This is a genomic window from Agrococcus sp. ProA11, assembly GCF_039880525.1.
GTDB lineage: Bacteria > Actinomycetota > Actinomycetes > Actinomycetales > Microbacteriaceae > Agrococcus > Agrococcus chionoecetis.
In genome coordinates this window covers 1,997,100-2,020,156 of record NZ_CP156989.1, presented here as the reverse complement: position 1 = coordinate 2,020,156, position 23,057 = coordinate 1,997,100, and the positions used below count along the sequence as shown (strand labels likewise).

21 protein-coding genes are annotated in these 23,057 nt (G+C 71.6%); 13 read left to right on the top strand and 8 right to left on the bottom strand.

Going from position 1 to position 23,057, the window contains the following annotated elements; translation table 11 throughout:
* Window positions 1-16: 16 nt before the first annotated feature.
* Genes ABG090_RS09710 through ABG090_RS09695 form a run of 4 tightly spaced genes read right to left on the bottom strand, consistent with a single transcriptional unit; the run spans window position 17 to window position 1,766 of the window.
* Entirely contained in the window at window positions 17-211 is a 195-nt protein-coding gene (locus ABG090_RS09710; protein WP_347754279.1) for a hypothetical protein, read from the bottom strand.
* Complete coding sequence (locus tag ABG090_RS09705; RefSeq protein WP_347754278.1) at window positions 208-1,068, bottom strand: hypothetical protein; 861 nt, start codon at window positions 1,066-1,068, stop codon at window positions 208-210. The genes ABG090_RS09710 and ABG090_RS09705 overlap by 4 nt, the downstream gene beginning before the upstream one ends.
* Window positions 1,069-1,110: 42 nt before the next feature.
* On the bottom strand, window positions 1,111-1,365 hold the full coding sequence (locus ABG090_RS09700; protein ID WP_347754277.1) for an SHOCT domain-containing protein: 255 nt from the start codon (window positions 1,363-1,365) through the stop codon (window positions 1,111-1,113).
* Between the two features lie 8 nt (window positions 1,366-1,373).
* Entirely contained in the window at window positions 1,374-1,766 is a 393-nt protein-coding gene (locus ABG090_RS09695; protein WP_347754276.1) for a DUF302 domain-containing protein, read from the bottom strand.
* 284 nt (window positions 1,767-2,050) lie between these two features.
* Here ABG090_RS09695 and ABG090_RS09690 point away from each other — a divergent pair, with 284 nt between their 5' ends.
* Window positions 2,051-3,775, top strand: a complete 1,725-nt coding sequence (locus tag ABG090_RS09690) for a DEAD/DEAH box helicase (protein ID WP_347757586.1) — start codon at window positions 2,051-2,053, stop codon at window positions 3,773-3,775.
* 8 nt (window positions 3,776-3,783) lie between these two features.
* On the opposite strand, the gene ABG090_RS09685 is transcribed toward ABG090_RS09690, so the two are convergent.
* Entirely contained in the window at window positions 3,784-4,449 is a 666-nt protein-coding gene (locus ABG090_RS09685; RefSeq protein WP_347754275.1) for a hypothetical protein, read from the bottom strand.
* Between the two features lie 168 nt (window positions 4,450-4,617).
* Between ABG090_RS09685 and ABG090_RS09680 the strand changes: the two genes are divergently transcribed.
* From ABG090_RS09680 to ABG090_RS09655, 6 genes are all read left to right on the top strand, one after another.
* Complete coding sequence (locus ABG090_RS09680) at window positions 4,618-5,394, top strand: hypothetical protein (protein WP_347754274.1); 777 nt, start codon at window positions 4,618-4,620, stop codon at window positions 5,392-5,394.
* 24 nt (window positions 5,395-5,418) lie between these two features.
* Window positions 5,419-6,081: a sortase gene (locus ABG090_RS09675; RefSeq protein WP_347754273.1), complete on the top strand. Its 663-nt coding sequence runs from the start codon at window positions 5,419-5,421 to the stop codon at window positions 6,079-6,081.
* A 68-nt stretch (window positions 6,082-6,149) separates the two neighbouring features.
* On the top strand, window positions 6,150-7,655 hold the full coding sequence (locus tag ABG090_RS09670) for an MmgE/PrpD family protein (RefSeq protein WP_347754272.1): 1,506 nt from the start codon (window positions 6,150-6,152) through the stop codon (window positions 7,653-7,655).
* Window positions 7,655-8,569 (top strand): methylisocitrate lyase, encoded by a 915-nt coding sequence (prpB, locus tag ABG090_RS09665; RefSeq protein WP_347754271.1) that lies wholly within the window; start codon window positions 7,655-7,657, stop codon window positions 8,567-8,569. Before ABG090_RS09670 ends, prpB begins: the two co-directional genes overlap by 1 nt.
* Window positions 8,566-9,648, top strand: coding sequence for an NADH:flavin oxidoreductase/NADH oxidase (locus ABG090_RS09660; RefSeq protein WP_347754270.1), 1,083 nt, complete (start codon window positions 8,566-8,568; stop codon window positions 9,646-9,648). The genes prpB and ABG090_RS09660 overlap by 4 nt, the downstream gene beginning before the upstream one ends.
* A gap of 300 nt (window positions 9,649-9,948) precedes the next feature.
* A complete protein-coding gene (locus ABG090_RS09655; RefSeq protein WP_347754269.1) occupies window positions 9,949-11,112 on the top strand; it encodes an acyl-CoA dehydrogenase family protein in 1,164 nt (387 codons plus the stop codon).
* A 64-nt stretch (window positions 11,113-11,176) separates the two neighbouring features.
* Here ABG090_RS09655 and ABG090_RS09650 read toward each other — a convergent pair whose 3' ends face one another.
* Complete coding sequence (locus ABG090_RS09650; protein WP_347754268.1) at window positions 11,177-13,207, bottom strand: BCCT family transporter; 2,031 nt, start codon at window positions 13,205-13,207, stop codon at window positions 11,177-11,179.
* Between the two features lie 236 nt (window positions 13,208-13,443).
* Between ABG090_RS09650 and ABG090_RS09645 the strand changes: the two genes are divergently transcribed.
* The 4 genes from ABG090_RS09645 to ABG090_RS09630 all read left to right on the top strand — a co-directional run bounded on the left by ABG090_RS09645 (window position 13,444) and on the right by ABG090_RS09630 (window position 18,056).
* Window positions 13,444-14,604: a bifunctional 2-methylcitrate synthase/citrate synthase gene (locus ABG090_RS09645; RefSeq protein WP_347754267.1), complete on the top strand. Its 1,161-nt coding sequence runs from the start codon at window positions 13,444-13,446 to the stop codon at window positions 14,602-14,604.
* Complete coding sequence (locus tag ABG090_RS09640) at window positions 14,601-15,428, top strand: aldo/keto reductase (RefSeq protein WP_347754266.1); 828 nt, start codon at window positions 14,601-14,603, stop codon at window positions 15,426-15,428. The genes ABG090_RS09645 and ABG090_RS09640 overlap by 4 nt, the downstream gene beginning before the upstream one ends.
* A 266-nt stretch (window positions 15,429-15,694) precedes the next feature.
* The gene (locus ABG090_RS09635; protein WP_347754265.1) at window positions 15,695-16,201 is read left to right on the top strand and encodes a DUF2695 domain-containing protein; all 507 of its coding nucleotides are present in this window, start codon (window positions 15,695-15,697) and stop codon (window positions 16,199-16,201) included.
* Window positions 16,202-16,247: 46 nt separating this feature from the next.
* Complete coding sequence (locus ABG090_RS09630; RefSeq protein WP_347754264.1) at window positions 16,248-18,056, top strand: DUF255 domain-containing protein; 1,809 nt, start codon at window positions 16,248-16,250, stop codon at window positions 18,054-18,056.
* Between the two features lie 9 nt (window positions 18,057-18,065).
* Here ABG090_RS09630 and ABG090_RS09625 read toward each other — a convergent pair whose 3' ends face one another.
* Window positions 18,066-19,829 carry a phospholipid carrier-dependent glycosyltransferase gene (locus ABG090_RS09625; protein WP_347754263.1) on the bottom strand — a complete coding sequence of 588 codons (1,764 nt, stop codon included), beginning with the start codon at window positions 19,827-19,829 and terminating at the stop codon, window positions 18,066-18,068.
* Window positions 19,830-19,959: 130 nt separating this feature from the next.
* On the opposite strand from ABG090_RS09625, the gene rsmI reads away from it, so the two are divergent.
* Both rsmI and metG read left to right on the top strand, forming a co-directional pair.
* The gene (gene rsmI / locus ABG090_RS09620; protein WP_347754262.1) at window positions 19,960-20,778 is read left to right on the top strand and encodes a 16S rRNA (cytidine(1402)-2'-O)-methyltransferase; all 819 of its coding nucleotides are present in this window, start codon (window positions 19,960-19,962) and stop codon (window positions 20,776-20,778) included.
* A gap of 32 nt (window positions 20,779-20,810) precedes the next feature.
* Window positions 20,811-22,361 (top strand): methionine--tRNA ligase, encoded by a 1,551-nt coding sequence (metG, locus tag ABG090_RS09615; protein ID WP_347754261.1) that lies wholly within the window; start codon window positions 20,811-20,813, stop codon window positions 22,359-22,361.
* A 26-nt stretch (window positions 22,362-22,387) separates the two neighbouring features.
* Here metG and ABG090_RS09610 read toward each other — a convergent pair whose 3' ends face one another.
* Complete coding sequence (locus ABG090_RS09610; RefSeq protein WP_347754260.1) at window positions 22,388-22,891, bottom strand: hypothetical protein; 504 nt, start codon at window positions 22,889-22,891, stop codon at window positions 22,388-22,390.
* Window positions 22,892-23,057 lie beyond the last annotated feature (166 nt).

The window sequence follows — 23,057 nt, the reverse complement described above, 5'->3', positions numbered from 1 at the left end:
TTCGAGGGCGGATGCGTCAGTGACGCTCGGAGCCCTCGTGGTCGTCGTGCGGGGCGTCGCCGCTGTGCGTGACGTCGCCCGACGGGGCCGCCTCGACGTCGGTCTCCGCCGGCGGCGTGGCGAGATCGGGGTCTGCGCCGATCACCGTGGTGCCGTCATCCGCGGCCTCGCTCGGTCCGGGACGCTCGGCGGCCGCCTCCGCGCCGCTCAACGGGAGGCCTCGTCGTCGGTCGGGCCCGCGTCGCTTGCCGCGCCCGCAGCATCCGCGCGCTCGGCGGGACGCTCATCGGTGTGGGCGCCCGGATCGCCGCCGCCGGCGCCGAGCGATGCGCGCAGCCCCGCCTCCATCGCGGGGTTGCCGGGCAGGCTGCCGTCGTCGCCGGGCTGCGCGCCGCCAGGGCGCTGCTCGTGGTCGTTCGTGGTCATCGGTTCCTCCCTCGGTGATGCCGCAGCGCTGCTGTCGGCGTTGCCATGGTGATCTGCCGCACTGCCCTCGTCGTCGGCCTCGCCGCGATCGGGCACGGTGTGCTCGCCGGCTGACTCCTGCGCAAGAGCCTCCGTGCCCGAGGCACCGACACCCGCGTGGGCGGGCGAGCCGGCGGCGGCAGCACCGGCGACGCCGACCACCGCTGCCGCTCCCGTGACGGATGTGCTTGCCGCGGCCTCGGCGCGCGCCTCCCAGACCGCGTCGACGCCAGCCCCGGTCGATGCGGCGGAATCCCCGCCGGGTGCCATGCCGGGTGCCGGGTCGTCGGAGTCGTCGGTGTCGCCGTCGAACGGGTTGTCGCCGATCAGCGGCGGCAGCTCCTCGCCGAACTCGCCGCGTCGCTCCAGCACGAAGATCGAGCTGAGCATCGTCATGATCGCGACGCCGACGAACACCCAGCCGAGCACGCTGTTCGCCACCAGCCCCAGCGGGTCGGTGACGCGCATGTAGCTGAGCACCGCCAGCAGCGCACCGACGCCGACCAGCACGCTCGTGGTGACGACGAACCAGGTCGGCCGCGTGCGGCGAGTCGCGATGATGGCGCCGATGACCAGCGCAGCGAGACCGAGGAGGTAATGCATGCGGTCAGCCTAGACGCGAAAGCCTCCGGGGGCTCGACGAGGTCAGCGCTCGCGCCGCAGCCGCTCGACCCGTTCCTGGTAGTCGGCGCTGTCGATCTCGCCCCGGGCGTAGCGCTCATCGAGGATCGCGCGGGCGCGGAGCCCGATCTCGGGATCGACGCCGACGGAGCGCCGACGATCCATGGTCCCGGTTGCGCGCAGCACGAGTGCGACGAGCGCGCCGATCACGATGAGCGAGATGACGACGACGACCCAGACCCAGCCCCAGTGCATGCCCATCCAGTGGCCGTCGAACATCGGGGCCCCTATTGCTCCAACGAGCGCAGCGCGGCCCGCAGGCGCTCCGCGGCCTCGCTGGCGATCGGTCGCAGCGCCTCGTTCTCGGTCACGCTCACCATGAGATCCGGATCGAGCGCCTCGACGATCGACGTGCCCCCGTCAGCGGCCCGCACCGTGACGTTGCAGGGCAGCAGCAGGCCGATCGACTCCTCCGCCTCGAGCGCCCGGTGGGCGAGCGGCGGGTTGCAGGCGCCCAGGATCAGCTGCGGAGCCACGTCGATGTCGAGCTTTGCCTTCAGCGTCGCCGCCATGTCGATCTCGGTGAGCACGCCGAAGCCCTCGGCCTGCAGGGCGGCTCGCACGGCCGACACGGTCTCGGCATAGGGGAGGGGGATGGTGGCGGTGATGCCGTAGGCCATGGCTCGATCCGATCTGTCGATGCGGTCGTCGAGCGCGGCACGCGGTGCGGCTCGAGGACTCGTCTGCTGCGGGCGTGGGCTCACGGTACCGCCGTCGCGAAGCCGTTGGTAGGGCGCACTTGGCCGACACGCGAGGGGGCGGCGAGTGGGCGCTCGCGCCTACGATGGAGCGAGTGACCAGTCAGACCGCGCAGCCGTATGCCTCCGGGCTCTCGGGCTCCGGCAACCCCGCACACGGCGAGGCCGCAGGTCACCCGGGCTTCGGCTCCTGGGCGGCCGACCACCTGCCGCCCGCCTACCCGGAGCGCGCCGCCTGGGGCACCGTGCAGCCGCTGCGCGCCTGGCAGCAGGAGGCGCTCGAGCAGTACTTCCAGACCGAGCCGCGCGACTTCCTGGCGGCGGCGACGCCCGGAGCCGGCAAGACCACCTTCGCCCTCCGCCTCGCCTCCGAGCTGCTGCGTCGCGGCGCCGTGCACCGCATCACGGTCGTCGCCCCCACCGAGCACCTGAAGCAGCAGTGGGCGGATGCCGCGCACAAGGCGGGCATCCGCCTCGACCCCGACTTCTCCAACAGCGACGGCGACTACCCGCGGCAGTTCCACGGCGTGGTCGTGACCTACGCGCAGGTCGCCGCTCGCGCCGCGGTGCACGAGCGCATCACCCGCTCAGCACCCAGCCTCGTCATCCTCGATGAGGTGCACCACGCCGGCGATGCGCTCAGCTGGGGCGAGGCGGTGCTGGAGGCTTTCGGCCCGGCGACCCGCCGCCTTTCGCTCACGGGCACGCCGTTCCGCAGCGACACGGCCCCCATCCCGTTCGTCGAGTACGTGCGCGACGAGCGCGGCATCCGCACCTCCCGCACCGACTATGCCTACGGCTACGACGCGGCGCTGCGCGACTCGGTCGTGCGCCCGGTGCTGTTCATGGCCTACGCCGGCACCATGCAGTGGCGCACGTCGATGGGCGACGAGATGAAGGCCACGCTCGGCCACGGCGACACGAAGGACATCACCAACGGGGCCTGGCGCACCGCGCTCGATCCGGGCGGCGAGTGGATCCAGCAGGTGCTGCGCTCGGCCGACGTGCGGCTGACGCACGTGCGGCAGACGGTGCCGGATGCCGGCGGTCTCGTGATCGCGACCGACCAGGCCCAGGCGAGGCAGTACGCGCAGCTGCTGCACGCCATCACGGGGCAGGAGCCGACCGTGGTGCTCTCCGACGATGCGGGCGCCTCGGATCGCATCGGCTCCTTCGCGACCGGCCAGCAGCGCTGGATGGTCGCGGTGCGGATGGTCTCGGAGGGCGTCGACGTGCCGCGGCTCGCGGTCGGCGTCTACGCCACCAGCTCGTCGACGCCGCTGTTCTTCGCGCAGGTGATCGGCCGCTTCGTGCGCTCCCGCAAGCGCGGCGAGGTCGCCACCGTCTTCCTGCCGTCGGTGCCGCCGCTGCTGTCGCTGGCCGCAGAGCTCGAGCGCCAGCGCGACCACGCGCTCGACCGCGAGCAGGAGGACGACAAGCTGCTCGACGACGACCTCATGGCGGCGGCCGAGCAGGGCGATCGCGAGGACCGCGAGGCGGCGCCGTTCACCTGGGAGCCGCTCGAGTCGAGCGCCACCTTCGACCGGGTGCTGTTCGGCGATGCCGAGTTCGGCCAGCTGGTCGAGCCCGCCACCGAGGAGGAGCTCGACTTCATCGGCATCCCCGGCCTGCTCGACGCCGAGGAGGTCTCCGACCTGCTGAAGCGACGCCATGCGCGCCAGGCCGCGCGCATCCGCGACCGGCCGCCGAGCCAGGAGGCGCCCGAACCGCTCTACCGCAACATGCGCGAGGAGCGGCAGCTGCTCAACTCACTGGTTGCGATCGTCGCGAAGCGGCGCGGTGAGGCGCACGCGCTCGTGCACGCCGAGGCACGCCGCATCTGCGGAGGCCCGCCGGTGCCGCAGGCCTCGCTGCAGCAGCTGCGCGACCGCATCCACTACCTGCGGCGGGTGGTCGACAAGCGCTCCTAGGTGCGCCGCTAGTCGTGCTCGACCCAGCAGCCCAGCACCGCGGTCGCGATCGCGTAGGCCGCTTCGCCCTGCGTCATGTCGCCCGCGAATCCGTTCGGCAGGGCCGTCGCATCGACGACGAGCGTCTTGCCGTCGCGCAGGAACGCCACGATGCCCTCGTCGTTCGAGAACGACGGCAGGCCGAGGCCGAGGAGCCCCTCGATGTCATCGGCGTCGAGCGTGCGCTGCAGCTCGCCGTAGTGCTCCTCGCCGGCCGCGACGTCGGTCGTGTCGTGCACCGAGAGCTCCAGCGGTGCGCCCTCGATCTCGTACGTGCAGGTGAACATCGGCGCGTCCCAGGCGGACGACGGCGTGACCGCACTGTCCAGACGGAAGGTCGCCTCGACCGCGGTCGCCACCTGGCCGCCGCAGATCATCGCGGCAGCCTCGGATGGCTCGGTGTCGCTCGAGGCATGCTCGCCGTGCTCGGCGCCGTCCATCACGGTGCCGTCCGGCATCGTGTGGGTCTCGTCGGAGGAGTGCTCGCCGTGCTCGGCGCCATCCATCACGGTGCCGTCGGGCATCGTGTGGGATGCCGCGGGCGTCGGCTCCTCTGCGGGCGCGGCCGTGGCCGCGCAGCCGGTCACGAGCATCGCGGCGATGGCGATGGTGCCGATCCAGGTCATGCGAGCCATGGGAGTCATCCGTTCTCTTGCGATCGGGAGGGGTTCGTCGCCCGGACGAGAACGGTTTGCGAGAAGAGTCTCGAACTCGTCCAATCCGCCTGCAGCGGCGTGCCGAAGACCATCACAGAAGGGCGCAAAACTCTTGGGCCCGAGATTGTTTCGGAAGAGGTTTCTCCCATGAAGAAGAAGTCAATCCTGTTCGCTGCACCCGTGCTGGGGCTCGGCCTCGTGACCATGGGCGCCATGCCCGCGATGGCCGCAGACCACGCAGAGTCCTACTCGACGATGCTCGACGAGATCAACAACAGCGGCGCATCCGGCGAGGTGTGGATGGATGTCGAAGGCGACATGGCCACCGTGACCGTGAACGCCACGGGCCTGGCCGCCGAGTTCGACGGCTCCGCCTACCCGCATGTGCAGCACATCCACATCGGCGCACAGGGCACCTGCCCGTCGATGAGCGCTGACGAGAACGGCGACGGCATCATCAGCACCACCGAGGGTGGTCCGTTCTATGGCGAGATCGGCCAGACCCTCTCGGTCGGCGACGCCGACAAGACCCCCGCTGGTGCGCTCGACCTGATGGCTGCACCCTCCGGTGACACCATCACCTACGAGGAGACCTTCCAGCTGAGCCAGGCCACGATGGACTCGCTCGAGGGCGGCACGGCGGTTGTCGTCGTGCACGGTCTCGACCCGGCGACCCAGCCTGAGGGTGCGACGGAGCCGAGCGACCTGGCTCCCGAGCTGCCGCTCGCGGCAACCTCCCCGGCGCTCTGCGGTGCGCTCGCCATGGCTCCGGCCGGTGGCGTTGACACCGGGGTCGTGACCGCGGCGGGCTTCGGCGCGACCGAGTCGCAGATGGGCGCCGTTGCGCTCGGTGGCAGCCTCCTCGCTGCCCTCGCAGCTGCCGGCTACTTCATCGGCCGTCGCCGCACCGCGACCGACAGCTGAACAGCTGAGTAACGGATCGCATCGATGATGCATCACGGAATGGGCCGTCGTCTCCGCCTCACGGCGGGGGCGGCGGCCCTCCTGTTCACCCTCACCGCCTGTGGCGCCGCGAACGATGCGGAGCCGATGGCGGCCACGGCGCCGGCAGTCACCTCCGCCGCGCCAGGGCCCACCCCGTCCGCCGCACCGGAGACCGCGCCAGCGTCCGAGCAGGCGACCCTCGAGATGGCCGCATCGACGCCCGTGAGCGTCAGCATCCCGGCGATCGATCGCACCGCGGATCTCATCGAGACCGGCATCCGCGAGGATCGTGCGCTCGAGGTGCCGCCGGACGAGGAGGGCTCCCCGGCCAGCTGGTACACGGGCTCGCCGACCCCCGGCGAGCGCGGCGCGAGCGTGCTGCTCGGCCACGTCAACTCGCTCTCGGACGAGAGCGGCGTCTTCTACAACCTCGAAGCGCTCGAGGCCGGTGACGAGGTCAGCGTCACCCGCGCAGACGGATCGGTCGCGGTCTTCGAGATCTATAGGGTCGAGTCGTTCCCGAAGAGCTCGTTCCCGACCCGCGCCGTCTACTACCCGGTGTCCGACGCGGAGCTGCGGCTGATCACCTGCGACAACCTCGACGGCACCAACCCTGACTTCCCGAACAACCTGATCGTCTTCGCGAAGCTCGTCGAGGCGGCGTAGGCGGTCGGGCCGCGAAGCCCGACGAGCGAAGCAGGGTCCGTTGAGGCTCGCCGGATAGGCTCGGCACCATGCAGCAGCACGATGTCAGAGCCCGCAAGTCCGCCGAGAACCTACCCCGTGACGAGCAGCTCGCGTGGAAGATCGCACAGGTCGCCGTCGACCCGGTCGAGGTCGAGGCGGAGGTCGCGGAGATGATCGGGAACCGCATCATCGACAACGCCGCCGTTGCCATCGCGAGCCTCAACCGGGCGCCGGTCGTCTCGGCGCGCGAGCAGGCGCAGCGGCACCCCTTCGAGCCCGGCGCCGCGGTCTTCGGCGTCGACGACCGGGTGAGCCCCGAGTGGGCGGCCTGGGCGAACGGCGTCGCCGTGCGCGAGCTCGACTACCACGACACCTTCCTGGCCGCCGAGTACTCCCACCCGGCCGACAACATCCCGCCGATCCTCGCCGTCGCCCAGCACGTCGGCTGCGACGGTCGCGCGCTGGTGCGCGGGCTCGCGACCGGCTACGAGATCCAGGTCGACCTCGTGCGCGCGATCTCGCTCCACAAGCACAAGATCGACCACGTCGCCCACCTCGGCCCGTCGGCGGCCGCCGGCATCGGGACCATGCTCGGCCTCGAGGCCGAGACGATCTTCCAGGCCGTCGGGCAGGCGCTGCACACGACGACCGCCACCCGCCAGTCGCGCAAGGGCGAGATCTCGACCTGGAAGGCGCACGCGCCCGCCTTCGCGGGCAAGATGGCCGTCGAGTCGGTCGACCGTGCGATGCGCGGCCAGACCAGCCCCGTGCCCATCTACGAGGGCGAGGACGGCGTCATCGCCTGGCTGCTGGACGGCTGGGAGGGCTCCTACTCGGTGCCGCTGCCGAGGGCCGGGGAGCCCAAGCGCGGCATCCTCGACACGTACACGAAGGAGCACTCCGCCGAGTACCAGGCGCAGGCCTGGATCGACCTGGCGCGCAAGCTCGGCGCCGAGCGGCCCGAGCTGCGCGACCCCGAGCGGGTCGAGTCGATCGTGCTGCACACGAGCCACCACACGCACTACGTGATCGGCTCCGGCGCGAACGACCCGCAGAAGTACGACCCGACGGCGTCGCGCGAGACCCTCGACCACTCGATCCCGTACATCGTCGCGGTGGCGCTGCAGGATGGCGGCTGGCACCACGTGGACTCGTACGCGCCCGAGCGGGCCCAGCGTCCTGACACCGTCGAGCTGTGGAACAAGATCACCACGGTCGAGGAGTCGGTCTGGACCGAGCGCTACCACGACCCGGACCCGGACAAGAAGGCGTTCGGCGGCCGCATCGTCATCACCCTCACCGACGGCGAGACGGTCGAGGACGAGATCTTCGTCGCGGATGCGCACCCGGCCGGGGCGCGCCCCTTCGGTCGCGCGGAGTACGTGCAGAAGCTGCGCACGCTCGCGCAGGGCATCATCGACGACGAGGAGATCGAGCGCTTCCTCGGCCTGGTCGAACGGCTGCCCGAGCTGACGGTCGACGAGGTGCGGCAGCTGAACGTGCTCGCGCCCGCGGGCACGGTCGACGCCGGCACCACGCAGGGCCTCTTCTAGTGCTGTCGTCGCGCGTCACGCCGAACGAGAAGCGGAAGGCGCTGCGGGCGGGCCTCGCCTCCGGCAGCATCCAGCGCTTCCCGGGTGCGTTCACGCCGCTCACCGCGCCGCTCATCCAGCAGCTCGGCTTCGAGGGCGCCTACATCTCCGGTGCCGTGATGGCGGCGGAGCTCGGGCTGCCCGACATCGGGCTCACCACGCTGTCGGAGGTCGCGGAGCGCGGCCGGCAGATCTCGCGCATGACCGACCTGCCGACGCTCATCGACGCCGACACCGGCTTCGGCGAGGCGATGAACGTCGCCCGCGCCGTGCATGAGCTCGAGGATGCCGGCGTCGCGGGCCTCCACCTCGAGGATCAGGTCAACCCCAAGCGATGCGGGCACCTGGACGGCAAGGAGGTCGTCTCGACCGAGCTCGCCGCGCAGCGGATCGCCGCTGCTGTGCAGGCCCGGCGCGACCCCGACCTGGTGATCATGGCGCGCACCGACATCCGCGGCGTGCAGGGCCTGGGTGCCGCCGTCGACCGAGCGAAGGCCCTCGAGGCGGCGGGTGCCGACGCGATCTTCCCCGAGGCGATGGCGGACCTGTCGGAGTTCGAGGCGATCCGCGCCGCCGTGGACGTGCCGATCCTCGCCAACATGACCGAGTTCGGCAAGAGTGCGCTCTTCACCCACCAGCAGCTGCAGGACGTGGGCGTCAACATCGCCATCCACCCGGTGTCGCTGCTGCGCATCGCGATGGGCGCCATCGAGCGCGAGCTGGGCGTGCTGGCCGAGACGGGCACGCTCGACGGTGCCGTCGACCGCATGCAGACGCGGTCGCGGCTGTACGAGCTGAACGACTACGCGGCCTACAACAGCTTCGACGAGGGCGTGTTCAACTTCGAGGTGCCCGGAGGCTCGACCGCCGCATGAGTCTGCTCTTCTCGCCGGTCGCGATCGGCCCCGTTCGGGCGCGCAACCGCGTCTGGGTCTCGCCCATGTGCCAGTACTCCTGCGAGGAGCGGGACGGCATGCCGGGCCCGTGGCATCACGAGCACCTCGCCTCCTTCGCACGCGGGGGAGCGGGACTCGTGATGACCGAGGCCGCCGCCGTCGTGCCAGAGGGGCGCATCTCGCCGCAGGACGCCGGCATCTGGAACGATGCGCAGGTCGACGCCTGGGCGCCCATCGCGGCGCGCATCCGCGATCACGGCGCCGTGCCCGCGATGCAGCTCGCCCACGCCGGCCGCAAGGCCTCCACCTACCGCCAGTGGTCGGGCTCCGGCTCGGTGCCGACGGATGCGGGCGGCTGGCAGAGCGTGGGACCCACGACGGAGGCCTTCGGTTCGTTCGCGCCGCCGCGCTCGCTGACCTCGGCAGAGGTCGCCGCCGTGCCGGAGCAGTTCGCCGCCGCGGCCCGTCGCGCGGTGGCCGCCGGCTTCGACGCCGTGGAGGTGCATGCCGCCCACGGCTACCTGCTGCATCAGTTCCTCTCGCCGCTGTCGAACACGCGCGACGACGAGTGGGGCGCCGACGCGGCTGGGCTGCGCGTCGCGCTGCTGCGCCGCGTCGTCGAGGCCGTGCGCACGGCGGCACCGGATGCGGCCGTGATGGTGCGCCTGAGCGCGAGCGACTGGGTGCCGGGCGGCATCGACACCGCCATGACGATCGAGCACGTGCGGGTGGCGCTCGCCGCCGGCGCCGACTGGTTCGACCTCTCCTCCGGCGGCCTCGACGCGCGCCAGCAGATCACGCCCGCGCCCGCCTACCAGGTGCCGTTCGCGCGGGACGTGCGGGCGGCGACCGGCGCGAAGGTGAACGCGGTCGGCCTCATCGACTCGCCCGCACTCGCCGAGCAGGTGCTCGCCGACGGCGACGCCGACGCGGTGATGCTGGGGCGGCCGTGGCTGCGCAACCCGCACTGGGGGCTCGCGGCCGAGGCCGAGCTCGACGGCCAGCCCGACGCATCCGTCTGGCCGCCGCAGTACCTGAGGGCGCGGCTGGGCCGCTGATTGGGCGAGGCGTCGGCCCCGTCCGCGCTGAAGACCCCGGAGGATTCCTGCCGCTCAGCCCATGCGGCTGGATAATCCACCCGTGTGGCCGCTCCCGCACGAATCCTCCGGCTACATCGCGCTGCCCGCTCAGGCGAGCACCTGGTGACGATGCCATGGCGGATCTCGCGCGAAGATTCGGAGCGGTGTCGCACCATGCGGCATGCTTGATCCAGCGCCCAGCGTGGGGTGCCGCCGGACGAGACCCCTCCGGCTCCGCTCCGCGCACCACCGGCGCTTCCACGAACAACGGGAGACGTGATGACGATGGAACTGGACACCTACGCGCTCAGCGATGACGAGCTCGCGCTCGCCGAGGCGGTGCGCGACTTCGCGGACCGGGTCGTGGCGCCGGTCTCGTACGAGGCCGACCGCACGAAGACGCTGCCGATGGACGTCGTCGCGCAGATGGGCGAGATGGGCCTGTTCGGGATTCCGTTCCCGGAGGAGCACGGCGGCCAGGGCGGCGACTACTTCGCGCTCTGCCTGGCGATCGAGGCGCTCGCGCGTGTCGACCAGTCGATCGCGATCACGCTCGAGGCCGGGGTGAGCCTCGGCGCGATGCCGATCTTCCGCTTCGGCACCGACGAGCAGAAGGCAGAGCTGCTGCCGTCGCTGCTCGCGGGCGAGGCGCTCGCGGGCTTCGGCCTCACCGAGCCCGAGGCCGGCTCCGACGCCGGCGCCACCCGCACCACCGCGCGCCTCGACGGCGACGAGTGGGTCATCAACGGCTCCAAGCAGTTCATCACCAACTCCGGCACGTCGATCACGAAGTTCGTCACGGTCACCGCCGTGACGGGCGAGAAGGATGGCCGGAAGGAGATCTCCACCATCCTGGTGCCCAACGGCACACCCGGCTTCACGGTCGAGCCCGCATACGACAAGGTCGGCTGGAACGCCTCCGACACGCATCCGCTCACCTTCTCGGACGCGCGCGTGCCGGCATCGAACCTGGTCGGCGAGCGCGGTCGCGGATTCGGCAACTTCCTGCACATCCTCGACGAGGGCCGCATCGCGATCGCGGCGCTCGCGACCGGCGCCGCCGAGGGATGCCTCGAGGCGGCCGTCGACTACTCCAAGCAGCGCACGGTGTTCGGGGAGCCGCTCGCGACCCGGCAGGCGATCCAGTTCATGCTGGCGCGCATGCAGCTGCGCGTGCACAACGCCCGCCTCGCGTGGCACCACGCGGCTCGCCTGCGCGACGCCGGCAAGTCGTTCAAGGTCGAGTCGGCGATCGCCAAGCTCACCGCGAGCGACGCTGCGATGGACAACGCGCGCGACGCCACGCAGATCTTCGGCGGCAACGGCTTCATGAACGAGTACCCGGTCGCGCGCCACTTCCGCGACTCGAAGATCCTCGAGATCGGCGAGGGCACGAACGAGGTGCAACTGCTGGTGATCGCGCGTTCGCTCGGCATCGCCTAGTCGCGCTCGACGCAGCAGCAACGCGAAGCGCCCCGCCGGATCGGCGGGGCGCTTCGCGTTGCGGTCAGTCCTTCGACGGATCGCGATCGGTGGGCTCGTCGGTGCCGGCGGCATCCGAGCCCTCCGGGTGCAGCCTGGCCTCGCGCTCGCGCGCACGCTGCTCCCAGCGCTCCTCGCCCACGGTGAGCGAGGCGTCGCCGGATGCGGTGTGGTCGGGGCGATCCGGACCCTTCCGCTGGATGCGTCCCGGCTCGAGGTTGCGCAGCACGTCGGCCGAGCTGATCGACCCGGTGGTGGCATCCGTGTACCAATCGGAGAGCGCCGGATCCTCGGTGTCGAGCCACGCGCCCGCGCCGTCGTCGGCCACGACCTGGCTGGAGCCGAAGACGAAGTCGTCGCCGTGCTCCTCGATGCCGAGCCGCACGCCCTGCGCGATGGCGGCCTTGGCGTACTTGCGACGGATCATGAACGGGTCGGTGCGCAGCTCCTTCCCCCACGCGACCATGATGCCCATCACGACGAACGCGAATGGCAGCGCCGTCACCACCATGAGCGACTGCAGCCCGCCCAGCGCGGTCTGACCGCCCGCGACCAGCAGCGTCGCCGCCGTCGCGCCCAGCAGCACACCCCACGTGATCGTGACCCACATGCTCGGCTCCGGCTTGCCGCCCTGGCTCATCGAGCCCATGACGATCGATGCCGAGTCCGCCGAGGTGACGAAGAAGATCGTGATCGAGACGAGCGCGAGCACCGAGGTGATGACGCCGAGCGGCAGGTTGCCGAGCAGGGCGAACAGCTGCGCCTCGGCCGAACCGGCCTCGCTGATGCCGAGGCCCTCCATCTCCATCGCCATGGACGTGCCGCCGATGACGGTGAACCAGACGAGGCAGATGATCGAGGGCACGATGATGACGACCGTGACGAACTCGCGCAGCGTGCGGCCGCGGGAGATCTTCGCGATGAACATGCCGACGAAGGGCGTCCACGACACCCACCACGCCCAGTAGTAGGTGGTCCAGCCCGACAGGAACGCCTGCACGTCCTCGCCCTGCGAGCCGTTGCGCATGAGCATGGTGCCGAGCTCCTCGAAGAAGGAGACCATCGTGGTCGGCAGCAGGTTGAGCAGCAGCAGCGTGGGGCCGGTGACGAGCACGAAGATGCCGAGCGAGCCCGCGATCACCATGTTGATGTTCGACAGGGCACGGATGCCGCGCTTGATGCCCGAGACGGCGGAGACCACGAACAGGGCCGTCAGCACCGCGATCGTGCCGATGATGAACGCGTTGCCGACCTCGCCGATGCCGGTGATGATCTCGAAGCCGCGGCTGATCTGCAGCGCGCCGATGCCGAGCGAGATCGAGGTGCCGCCGAGCGTCACGATGATCGCGAAGATGTCGATGATCGAGCCGAGCCAGCCCTCGGTCTTCTGCCCGAAGATGGGCGTGAAGATCGCCGAGATGAGCGGGGAGCGGCCGCGCCGGTAGGCGGCGTAGGCGATCGCGCCGCCGACGAGCGCGTAGTAGGCCCATGCCATCGGACCCCAGTGCAGGACGGTCTGCGCGAGCGCCGCGCTCATCGCGTCGACCGTGCCGTTCTCGACCTCGAAGCCGTGCGGCAGATCCATGAAGTAGGTGAGGGGCTCGAGCGGGCCGTAGAACAGCAGGCCGATGCCGAGGCCGGCGGAGAAGAGCATCGCGATCCAGGACACGGTCGAGAACTCCGGCTCCTCGTCGTCCATGCCCAGCCGCACGCCGCCCGTGCGGCCGTAGCCGATGAAGAGCATGAAGACGGTGACGGCGATCGTCAGCGCGCCGAAGAGCCAGCCGAAGTTCACCGACACCCAGCCGAGCGCCGCCGAGCCGACGGACTGGATGCTCTCCGAGTCGACGATGCCCCAGATGATGACCGCTGCGACGAATGCGCCGGCGATGGCGAACACGGCCCAGTTGGTTGCGAAGGTCCTGCCGGTGCGCTCGACGCCGATCCCGGGAATGAGCGCGGGGTGCACGAGGCCGGGTGTGGTGACCTCTCGGACCACCTGCTTGACCGGGGGGCGCGCCTTGCGAGCGGGCATCTTCGGCGGGTTCTCGGACATAGGGAGTGTCTCGTTTCGTCTCATCTGCGAGCGTCGGTGCACAGCCCTTCCGGGCGTCGTGACGATACCGCGCGCCTTCCCGCCGCGCGTGTGCCCGATGCGGATCGTTGTGCCATCGTGACCAGCCCCGCCGGGTCGGCTCACGTCACGATCGTTCGTCGGGCGAACGAGATCGTGCAGGAAGGTGCCCTAGAGTCGACGGTGCGTCCCCGCCCACCCGTACACCGAGGAGCAGCATGGCCGAGCCCGACATCAAGAAGGGACTCGCTGGCGTCTACGCCGACACCACCGAGATCTCGAAGGTCAACCCCGACAGCAATTCGCTGCTCTACCGCGGATACCCCGTGCAGGAGCTCGCCGCCACCCAGCCGTTCGAGTCCGTCGCCTACCTGCTCTGGCATGGCGACCTGCCCACCGACGAGCAGCTCGCAGACTTCCGCGCGAAGGAGCGCGAGCTGCGCGACCTGCCCGCGAACGTGCGGACGGTGATGGATGCGCTGCCCGACTCCGCGCATCCGATGGACGTCGTGCGCACCGCCGTCTCGATCGTCGGAGCCAACGACCCGAGCGCCGACGACGACTCGGACGACCTCGAGAAGGCCTTCCGGCTCTTCGCCGTGCTGCCCGCGATCGTCAGCTACGAGCAGCGCCGGCGCAGCGGCAAGGAGCTCGTCGAGCCGCGCGACGACCTCGACTACGCCGCGAACTTCCTCTGGATGTCGTTCGGCGAGGAGGCGAACCCGGTCGTCGTCGACGCCTTCAACCAGTCGATGGTGCTCTACGCCGAGCACTCCTTCAACGCATCCACCTTCACCGCCCGCGTCGTCACCTCGACGCTCGCCGACCTCTACTCGGCGGTCACCGCCGCGGTCGGCGCGCTCAAGGGCCACCTGCACGGCGGCGCGAACGAGGCCGTCATGGACGTCTTCCGCGAGGTCGGCACGGCCGACAAGGCGGATGCGTGGATCGAGACGGCGCTCGCCGAGAAGCGCAAGATCATGGGCTTCGGCCACCGCGTCTACAAGAACGGCGACTCGCGCGTGCCGACCATGCGCGCGGCGCTCGAGCGGCTCGCCGAGCACTACGACGCGCAGGAGGTGCTCGACATCTACAACGCGCTCGAGCAGGCGATGGCTGACCGCAAGCCCATCAAGCCCAACCTCGACTTCCCCTCCGGCCCCGCCTATGCGCTGATCGGCTTCGACGTGCCGATCTTCACGCCGCTGTTCGTGGCCGCGCGCGTCACCGGCTGGACCGCGCACATCATCGAGCAGCGCGCGAACAACGCGCTCATTCGACCGCTCTCTGCCTACAGCGGACCGGACGAGCGCCACGTCGAGGGCGTGGACGCGTCCGACCTGCCAGAAGACACTTCAACCATCGAGGAGACCGCATGACCATTCCCCAGCTCGCACTCAACGACGGCCGCAGCATCCCGCAGCTCGGCTTCGGCGTCTTCAAGGTCGACCCGGCGGAGACCGAGCGCATCGTCACGGAGGCGCTCGAGGCCGGCTACCGCCACATCGACACGGCCACCATCTACGGCAACGAGGCGGGCGTGGGTCGAGCGATCGCAGCGAGCGGCATCGCCCGCGACGAGCTGTTCATCACGACGAAGCTCTGGAACGACCGCCGTGGTGCCGACGACACGCGCGCCGCGATGGGGGAGAGCCTGGAGCAGCTCGGTCTCGACCACGTCGACCTCTACCTGATCCACTGGCCGACGCCCGCCAACGGCAGCCCGGTCGAGACCTGGGAGACGCTCGCGAACCTGCGCTCCGAGGGCCTGACGACGTCGATCGGCGTCTCGAACTTCGATGAGCGCTACCTGCCCGAGATCCTCGAGACCGGCATCGTGCCCGCGATCAACCAGATCGAGCTGCACCCGCAGTTCCAGCAGCGTGCCGCGACGGCGCTCTCGGCGCAGCACGACATCGCCATCGAGGCCTGGGGCCCGCTCGGCCAGGGCAAGGTCGACTACTCCTCCGGCGTGATCGGCGAGATCGCCGAGCGCCTGGACGTCTCGTGGGCGCAGGTCGTCATCGCGTGGCACCTCGCTTCCGGGCGCATCGTCTTCCCGAAGTCGAGCCGCCGCGAGCGCATGGACGAGAACCTCGCGGCCGCAGCGGTGCGCCTGAGCGACGCGGATGTCGCCGCGATCGACGCGCTCGACCAGGGCGCCGACGGCCGCGTCTCGGCCGACCCCGCAGAGGTCAGCTAGCCGCACGCCCGGCTGTCGCACAGCCTCCGCGGACCCCTTCCGCCAATCGAGACCCGGTGCACCGGGTCGCGTGCGGCGGAGGGGGTCCGCTTCGTGCTGGCCCCCGCACCTCGCTGGGCCCCGCCCGCGAGGAGCCCCGCCCCCGTAGGTCGAGGAGCGCCGCGCGGAGCGCGGCGCGTCACGAGACCGGCTGCCCAGCCCCAGTTGTGCACAGGCGCTCGCCGGCGCGCGACGCCGCACGGCGCCGCTGTGGCACCGTGCGCGGCATGGACGCACCGATCAGCGCCGAGGCCGAGGCCTTCGTGCGCTCCCTCATCGACGACTGGCTCGCACCGCATCCGCACGAGTGCCTGGCCTGCTACCTCGACCGCGCCGTCGCGACCTTCGGCTGCAGCGGCGATCTGCGCCTCGCGCAGCGCTACCGAGATCGGCTGGCGCCTCGAGCCACTGCGCTCGAGCGGCGGCTCGAGGCGGGCGGCGGCTTCTGCGACTGCGAGGTGCTGATGAACGCGATCGAGCCGGCGCATCGCTTGTGGGAATCGCCCCCGCGGATGCCCCCGCTCGTGCCTGCCGCACCCGACGCGGACGCCGAGGACGACACGCTCGGCGACGACGCCGACTGGTACGACGACCGCTACGACGAGGCGCCAGAGCTCGAACCGCCGGTGACCATGCCGCCCTGCCGCGGCGTGCGGCGCGGCTCGACGCAGCCGTGCGGCAACTGGCAGCTGCGGTGGCGACCGCCCCGGCGCTTCCGGCGCGCGTGGAGCTGACGATGGTCGGGCGCGCGCGAGGCCCGCCGGAGCGTAGCGTGGCGGCATGCAGAACGATCCCGGCGAGCAGCACGCGCACGACAACCGGCTCGGCAGCACCACGAGCGACTACCTCCGGCTGCATGCCGACAACCCGCTCGACTGGCGCGAGTGGGGCGACGAGGCGTTCGCGGAGGCGCGCGAGCGCGGCGTGCCGGTGTTCGCCTCGGTGGGATACGCGACCTGCCACTGGTGCCACGTGATGGCGCGGGAGTCGTTCGCCGATCCGGCCATCGGCCAGCTGCTGCGTGAGGGCTTCGTCGCGGTGAAGGTCGATCGCGAGGAGCGCCCGGATGTCGACGCGGCGCTGATGGGTGCCGCCTCGGCCTTCACCCGCAACCTCGGCTGGCCGCTCAGCGTCTTCCTCACCCCAGACGGGTTGCCGTTCTTCGGCGGCACCTACTTCCCGCCGACGGCGCGACAGGGCGTCGCGGCCTTCAGCGAGGTGCTGGCGGCCGTGAGTCGCGCCTGGCGCGAGCAGCCGGATGCGGTGAGCGAGACCGGCGCGCGGGTGCAGGAGGCGCTGCGTTCGGCGAGCGAGCACTCCGACGACGGCGCGCGGCTGCCTGGCGGTGACGCCGTGCGCACCGCGCTCGCCGCAGTCGGCCAGCAGGAGGACGTCCGCTTCGGCGGGCTGGGAGAGGGGCAGAAGTTTCCGCAGCCCCCGCTCATGCTTACGCTCGCGACCGCTGCGGGGGACGATCCCGCGTCACCGCTGCGAGCACTGGCCGGGCGGCTGCTCGACGCCGCCGCGGGCGACGACGCGACGATCGACGCGGGGGAGTACTCCCACCTGCGGGGAAGAGACGGCGGCTTCTTCCGCTACGCCACCCAGCGCGACTGGTCGGTGCCGCACTTCGAGCGGATGCTCGTCGACAACGCGCAGCTGCTGCACGCCGCCTCGATCCTGGGCCGCGAGCGCATCGCACGCGGCCTCGTCGACTTCCTTGCGGACGGGCTGCGGCTGCCGAGCGGCGCGTTCGCGATCGCCGAGGATGCGGAGTCGCTCGTCGACGGGGCGCGCGTCGAGGGCGGCTGGCACCTGCCGGCGCACGCTGGCGCGCGCCGCGAGCGACCGCCGCTCGACCGGCTGGTCGTCACGAGCGCCAACGGCCTCGCGATCGAGGCACTCGCAGTCCGGGCGCTGCGCGACGACGACCACCGCGCGCTGGCCCTCGCCGAGGCCGCGGCCGCGCAGCTGCTTTCCCACCATGCGGCCGACCCCGCCAATCTCGTGCACGCCAGTCTCGACGACGAGCCCTCCCGCGCTGCCGCAACCGCAGCCGACGCCGGCTGCCTCGCGAGCGGACTGCTCGCGCTCACCGCCGCCACCGGGGCACCCCGCTGGGCGCTCGCAGCGCGCGACATCCTGGAGGCCGCGCCGGATCCCGCCGCGACCGCGTCGCAGGGGCCCGCGCTGCACCTGGGACCGGCCTCGGACGGCGACTCACCGTCTGGCCCGGCCGCGCTCGCGGGCGCGCTCCAGTCGCTGTTCGCGCTGACGGGGGAGCCGGCGCACCTCGAGCGCGCGATCCGGCTGCTCGACGCGAGCGTCGCGATCCGCAATCCGTTCGCCGGAGCCAGCACGCTGCGGGTCGCCCTGCAGCTCTCGGCGCCGCCGCGCACGCTCGTGCTGATCGGCGATCCGCCGCCGGCGCGCAGCGAGGCGCTGCGCCGCGCGCCCGGTGCGCTGCGCGCGACGCCGGAGCAGGCCGCGGAGCTCGCCGCCGCCGGCTTCGCCCTGCTGGAGGGCAAGACGATGCCGGGCGCCTACCGCTGCGAGGACTTCGTCTGCGCGCTGCCCGAGCGCTGGTGAGGTCAGCCGCTACTGCGGCAGCCGCGGGGGCCAGAAGCGCAGCTGCATGGCGGCGTCCGACAGCGTCATGCCGAAGGCAACCGGCATGAACCAGATCGCCACGGCGATGCTCGCGGCCAGCAGCACCACGATTGCCGCCCACCCTGCGGCGCGCCGCTCCACGTCGCCATCCTGGCCGCCCGGCGACGCCGGCGGCGGGATGGCGGCGTCGATGGCGGCATCGATGTCGGCGTCGAGCCTCGTCGCGGCGCCCTGGTCGGCGTCGGCCGCGTCGGCCGCGGCGAGCGCGCCGGCCGCGGTGCGGGCAATCTGCGGCGCACCCGCTGGCCGGTAGCGCCCCACCAGCAGCTGCAGCGCGGCCGCGAGCGCGAGCACCAGGAACGGCAGGAACACGATCGCGTAGAAGAGGAAGATCGTGCGATCGGGGAAGGCCAGCCAGGGCGCGTAGCCGGCAGTGATCGCGAGCAGCAGGAAGCCCGCGTTGCGATCGAGCCTGCGGCCGAGGTGGAAGAGCAGGAAGGCCACCGCCACGATGCCGCCGTACCAGAGCACGAGGTTGGGCAGCGCGGTGATCCACCAGACCCCACCGTCGGTCTCCGTCATCTCGAAGCCGGTGGGCCGGCCCAGCCAGAGCCACTCGATCGCGGGGGACTGGTAGGGGTGGTCCTTGTCGAGCCCCACGTGGAAGCCGAGCTGCTGCGCGTGGTACATCCACAGCGACTGCAGCCCCAGCGGCACCCACGCGAGCAGCCCGCCCCAGCGCAGGTCCACGCGCTCGAGCGCCAGCTGCGAGCCCCACCCGCCATCGAACCAGCCCGCGTAGCTGGCGATGTAGACCGCGACCGCCGGGCCTACCAGCAGCACGAAGCTCGCGGGCGCCTGGGTCAGCAGCGTGCCCAGCCACGGATGCCGGAATCCCGCCCTGCGTCGGTCGAGCACATCCATCAGCACTGTCCAGAGGCCGAACGCGGCGAGGAACGCCGCCCCCGACCACTTGGTCGCGCAGCCGGCCCCCAGCAGGGCGCCGGCGACCACGAGCCACGGGCGAGTCAGCATCGCGGCCCCGAAGCGCCGGGGCCGCTCGGCCAGGGCGCGCACGGTGCGCGCGGGCGAGCCGCGCCGATCCAGCAGCAGCGCACCCGCACCCGCGAGCACGAACACCGCGAGGATGCCGTCGAGCAGCGCCGTGCGGCTCATGACGATCGCGAAGCCGTCGATCGCCATCCAGAGGCCCGCGAGCGTCGCGAACGCGACCGATCGCAGCATGCCGCGCGCGACCGCATACGTCAGCGCCACCAGGGCGATGCCGGCGATCGCGCTCGGCAGCCGCCACCAGAACGGGTCGGCCATGCCGAACGCCGCCATCGCCATGCCGATGATCCACTTGCCGAGCGGCGGGTGCACCACGTAGTCGGCGTCCGACGTCAGCCCTCCGGGGTCGCCCTGCTCGAAGCGCTCGTTCGACCCCTCGGCCCAGTCGCCCTCGTAGCCGAGTTGCCACATCGACCAGCCCTCTTTGACGTAGTAGGTCTCGTCGAAGACCAGCAGCGGAGGATGCCCGAGGGCGGTCAGCCGCGCGACGGCGGCGACCGTGACGATCGCGAGCGGTGCCGCGATCTCGAGCGTGCGGCGCACGCGCGGCTCGCGCAGGCGCTGCTCCACGGCCGCGTAGGCGCCCGTGGCACGCTCCCGGCGAGACCGGGCGGCGACTTCCGGAGCGCCCGAGGTGGCGACGGCGCCGCGCGCAGCGGGGTCGGCGCTCGATTCGGTCACACGGGCGATTCTGGCACCTGGGCGAGCGTCGCCGTCGCAGGCTCGGCCGCATGCGTCACAGGCGAGCGCCCGATCCCGCCCGGCGTCGTCGCCGCTCGCCGTCAGCTGCCGCGTCGATAGCCTGGGCCGCGTGATCATCCTCGGCGCGACCCCCATCGGCAACCTCGGCGATGCCAGTGCGCGGCTGCGCGAGGCGCTCCAGGTCGTGCCGGTGATCGCCGCGGAGGACACTCGCACCACGAAGCAGCTGCTGCGGGCGCTCGGCGTCGAGACGCAGGCGCACTTCGTCGCCCTGCATGAGCACAACGAGCAGGCGGCGTCGCCCGCGCTCGTCGAGCGTGCCCGCGAGGAGGATGTGCTGGTGCTCACCGACGCCGGCATGCCTGCCGTCAGCGACCCCGGCTTCCGGCTCGTGCAGGCCGCGGTCGCCGCGGGCGTCGCCGTCACCTGCCTGCCCGGCCCCTCCGCCGTGCTCACCGCCCTCGCGCTCAGCGGCCTGCCGACCGACCGCTTCGCCTTCGACGGCTTCCTGCCCCGCAAGGGCGGCGAGCGCGACCGTGCCCTCGCTGCGGTCGCGCGTGAGGAGCGCACCCTCGTGCTCTTCGAGGCCCCGCACCGGCTGGTGGAGTCGCTCGAGGCGATCGAGCGCGCCATGCCCGAGCGGCGGATGGCCGTCTGCCGCGAGCTCACGAAGCGCTACGAGGAGGTGCGCCGCGGCACGGCCGGCGAGCTGCTGCCGTGGGCCCGCGAGGGCGTGCGCGGCGAGATCGTGCTCGTGATCGAGGGCGCGACGCCCGCGCTGACCGATCTCGACGCCGCGATCGCGCAGGTGCTGCGCCTCAAGCGGGACGGTATGCGCCTCAAGGAGGCCGCGGCCGAGGTGGCGGAGGCGACTGGGCACGCCCGCAACGCGCTCTACCAGGCCGCCCTCGCGCATCCGCCGTCGTAGTCGGGCCGTGGAGGCCTCGTAGGATTGACCCCATGCCCGAGCGCTTCACCGTGACGACGCCGATCTACTACGTCAACGACGTGCCCCACATCGGCCACGCCTACAACGAGGTGGCCACCGATGTGCTCGCCCGCTGGCACCGCCAGCGCGGCGATGACACGTGGATGCTCACCGGCACCGACGAGCACGGCCAGAAGATCATGCGCACGGCGGCCGCCAACGGCGTGAGCCCGCAGGACTGGACCGACCGGCTGGTCGAGACCGCGTGGAAGCCGCAGCTCGAGCTGCTGAACATCCAGAACGACGACTTCATCCGCACCACGGATGAGCGTCACAAGGTGGGCGTGCGCATCTTCCTCGAGCGACTCAAGGAGGCCGGGTACATCTACCACGGCGAGTTCGAGGGCCGGTACTGCGTCGGCTGCGAGGAGTACAAGACACCCGGCGACCTGGTGCCCGGCACCGGGGAGTTCGAGGGGCTGCAGGTGTGCGCGATCCACTCGCGCCCCGTGGAGGTCGTGCGCGAGGCCAACTACTTCTTCAAGCTGAGCGAGTTCGGCGATCGGCTGCTCGAGCTCTACGACCAGCGCCCCGACTACGTGCAGCCCGAGCACGTGCGCAACGAGGTGCGGCAGTTCGTCAAGCAGGGCCTCACCGACCTCTCGATCAGCCGCAACACCTTCGACTGGGGCATCAAGGTGCCGTGGGATGAGACGCATGTCGTCTACGTCTGGTTCGACGCGCTGCTGAACTACATCACCGCCAACGGCTACGGCGTCGACGAGGAGCGCTTCGCACGTCGCTGGCCCGCCACGCACATCGTCGGCAAGGACATCGCGCGCTTCCACGCCGTCATCTGGCCCGCCATGCTCATGGCGGCGGGACTCGAGAACTCCGACCACGTGTTCGCCCACGGCTGGCTGCTGGTCGGCGGCGAGAAGATGTCGAAGTCGAAGGCGACCGGCATCGAGCCGAAGCAGATCACCGAGGTCTTCGGTGTCGACGCGTTCCGCTACTACTTCATGTCGGCGATCGCGTTCGGCTCCGACGGCTCCTTCTCCTGGGAGGACCTGCACGCCCGCTACCACTCGGAGCTCGCCAACGGTCTCGGCAACCTCGCCTCGCGCGTGATCGCGATGGTGCACAAGTACTGCGACGGCGTCGTCCCCGACGTCGAGGCCGACGCCGACATCGCGCAGCTGGTGGCGGATGCCGTGGCTCGCGCCGACCGCGCCATCGACACATTCCAGATCCACGACGCGGTGGATGCCGCGATGTCGATCGTGGAGCGCCTGAACGGCTACATCACCGAGCAGGCGCCGTGGGTGCTGGCGAAGGACGAGGCGCAGCGCGACCGGCTCGCGGCGGTGCTCGCGACCAACGTGCACGGGATCGGCACGGCAGCGATCCTGCTGGCGCCCGTCATGCCCGACACCGCGCAGCAGCTGTGGGCCGCGGTCGGCGGCGAGGGCGACGTCACGGCGCAGCGCATCCAGCAGGCGCAGACCTGGCGCGGCACCGGCAGGGTGACGACCGTGCCCCCGCTGTTCCCGCGCGTCGAGCAGGAGCCCGCGGCCGGCTGAGCGGCGGTTCGCGCCGACGCGCCCCGCTAGTTCGCGGGCAGCGTCAGCGTGAAGCGGTGCTGCAGGCCCTCGACGACGACCTCGATACCGGCGCGAGCATCCACGTCGGCCGGCAGCTGCACCGTGTAGGTGCGAGCCGCGTCGGGTGCCGGGCACGCCGCCTCGGCCGCGAACGTCACCGAGATCCGGCTCGGCGACACCACCGTCGGCTGCCCCGCGATCGGCGAGCAGTCCTGCGACGCGGGCAGCGAGATCGCCAGCGCATCGGGCGCGTCCACCCACGTGGCGACGGCGCCCAGTCGCAGCACATCATCGATGGATGCGCCGCTGGCGGAAGGCAGGCCGGGCTCACCGTGGTCGCCGACCGCCGGCGCATCGATCCGCAGTTCGCTGCCGCCACCGCGCACATCGCTGGTCTGGGCGGATCCGTCGGCTGCCTGCTGCGCGGATGTCGACCCCTGCAGCGAACCGCACGCACTGACCGCCAGCACCGCGGCGACGGCCGCGACGCTCGCGAAGCGGGTGGGCATGAAGGGCAGGCTCCTCGGGTTCCTCGGGCTGGTGCTGCTGCGATGCTTCCACCGGGGCCGCAACGAGCCCTGAACGCACACCCAGCATTTCCTGTGGCGTCAGCATTCTAGGCTGAAGCCATGCCCGCGAGCCCCGACGGAACCACGCCCATCCGCCTCCCCGACA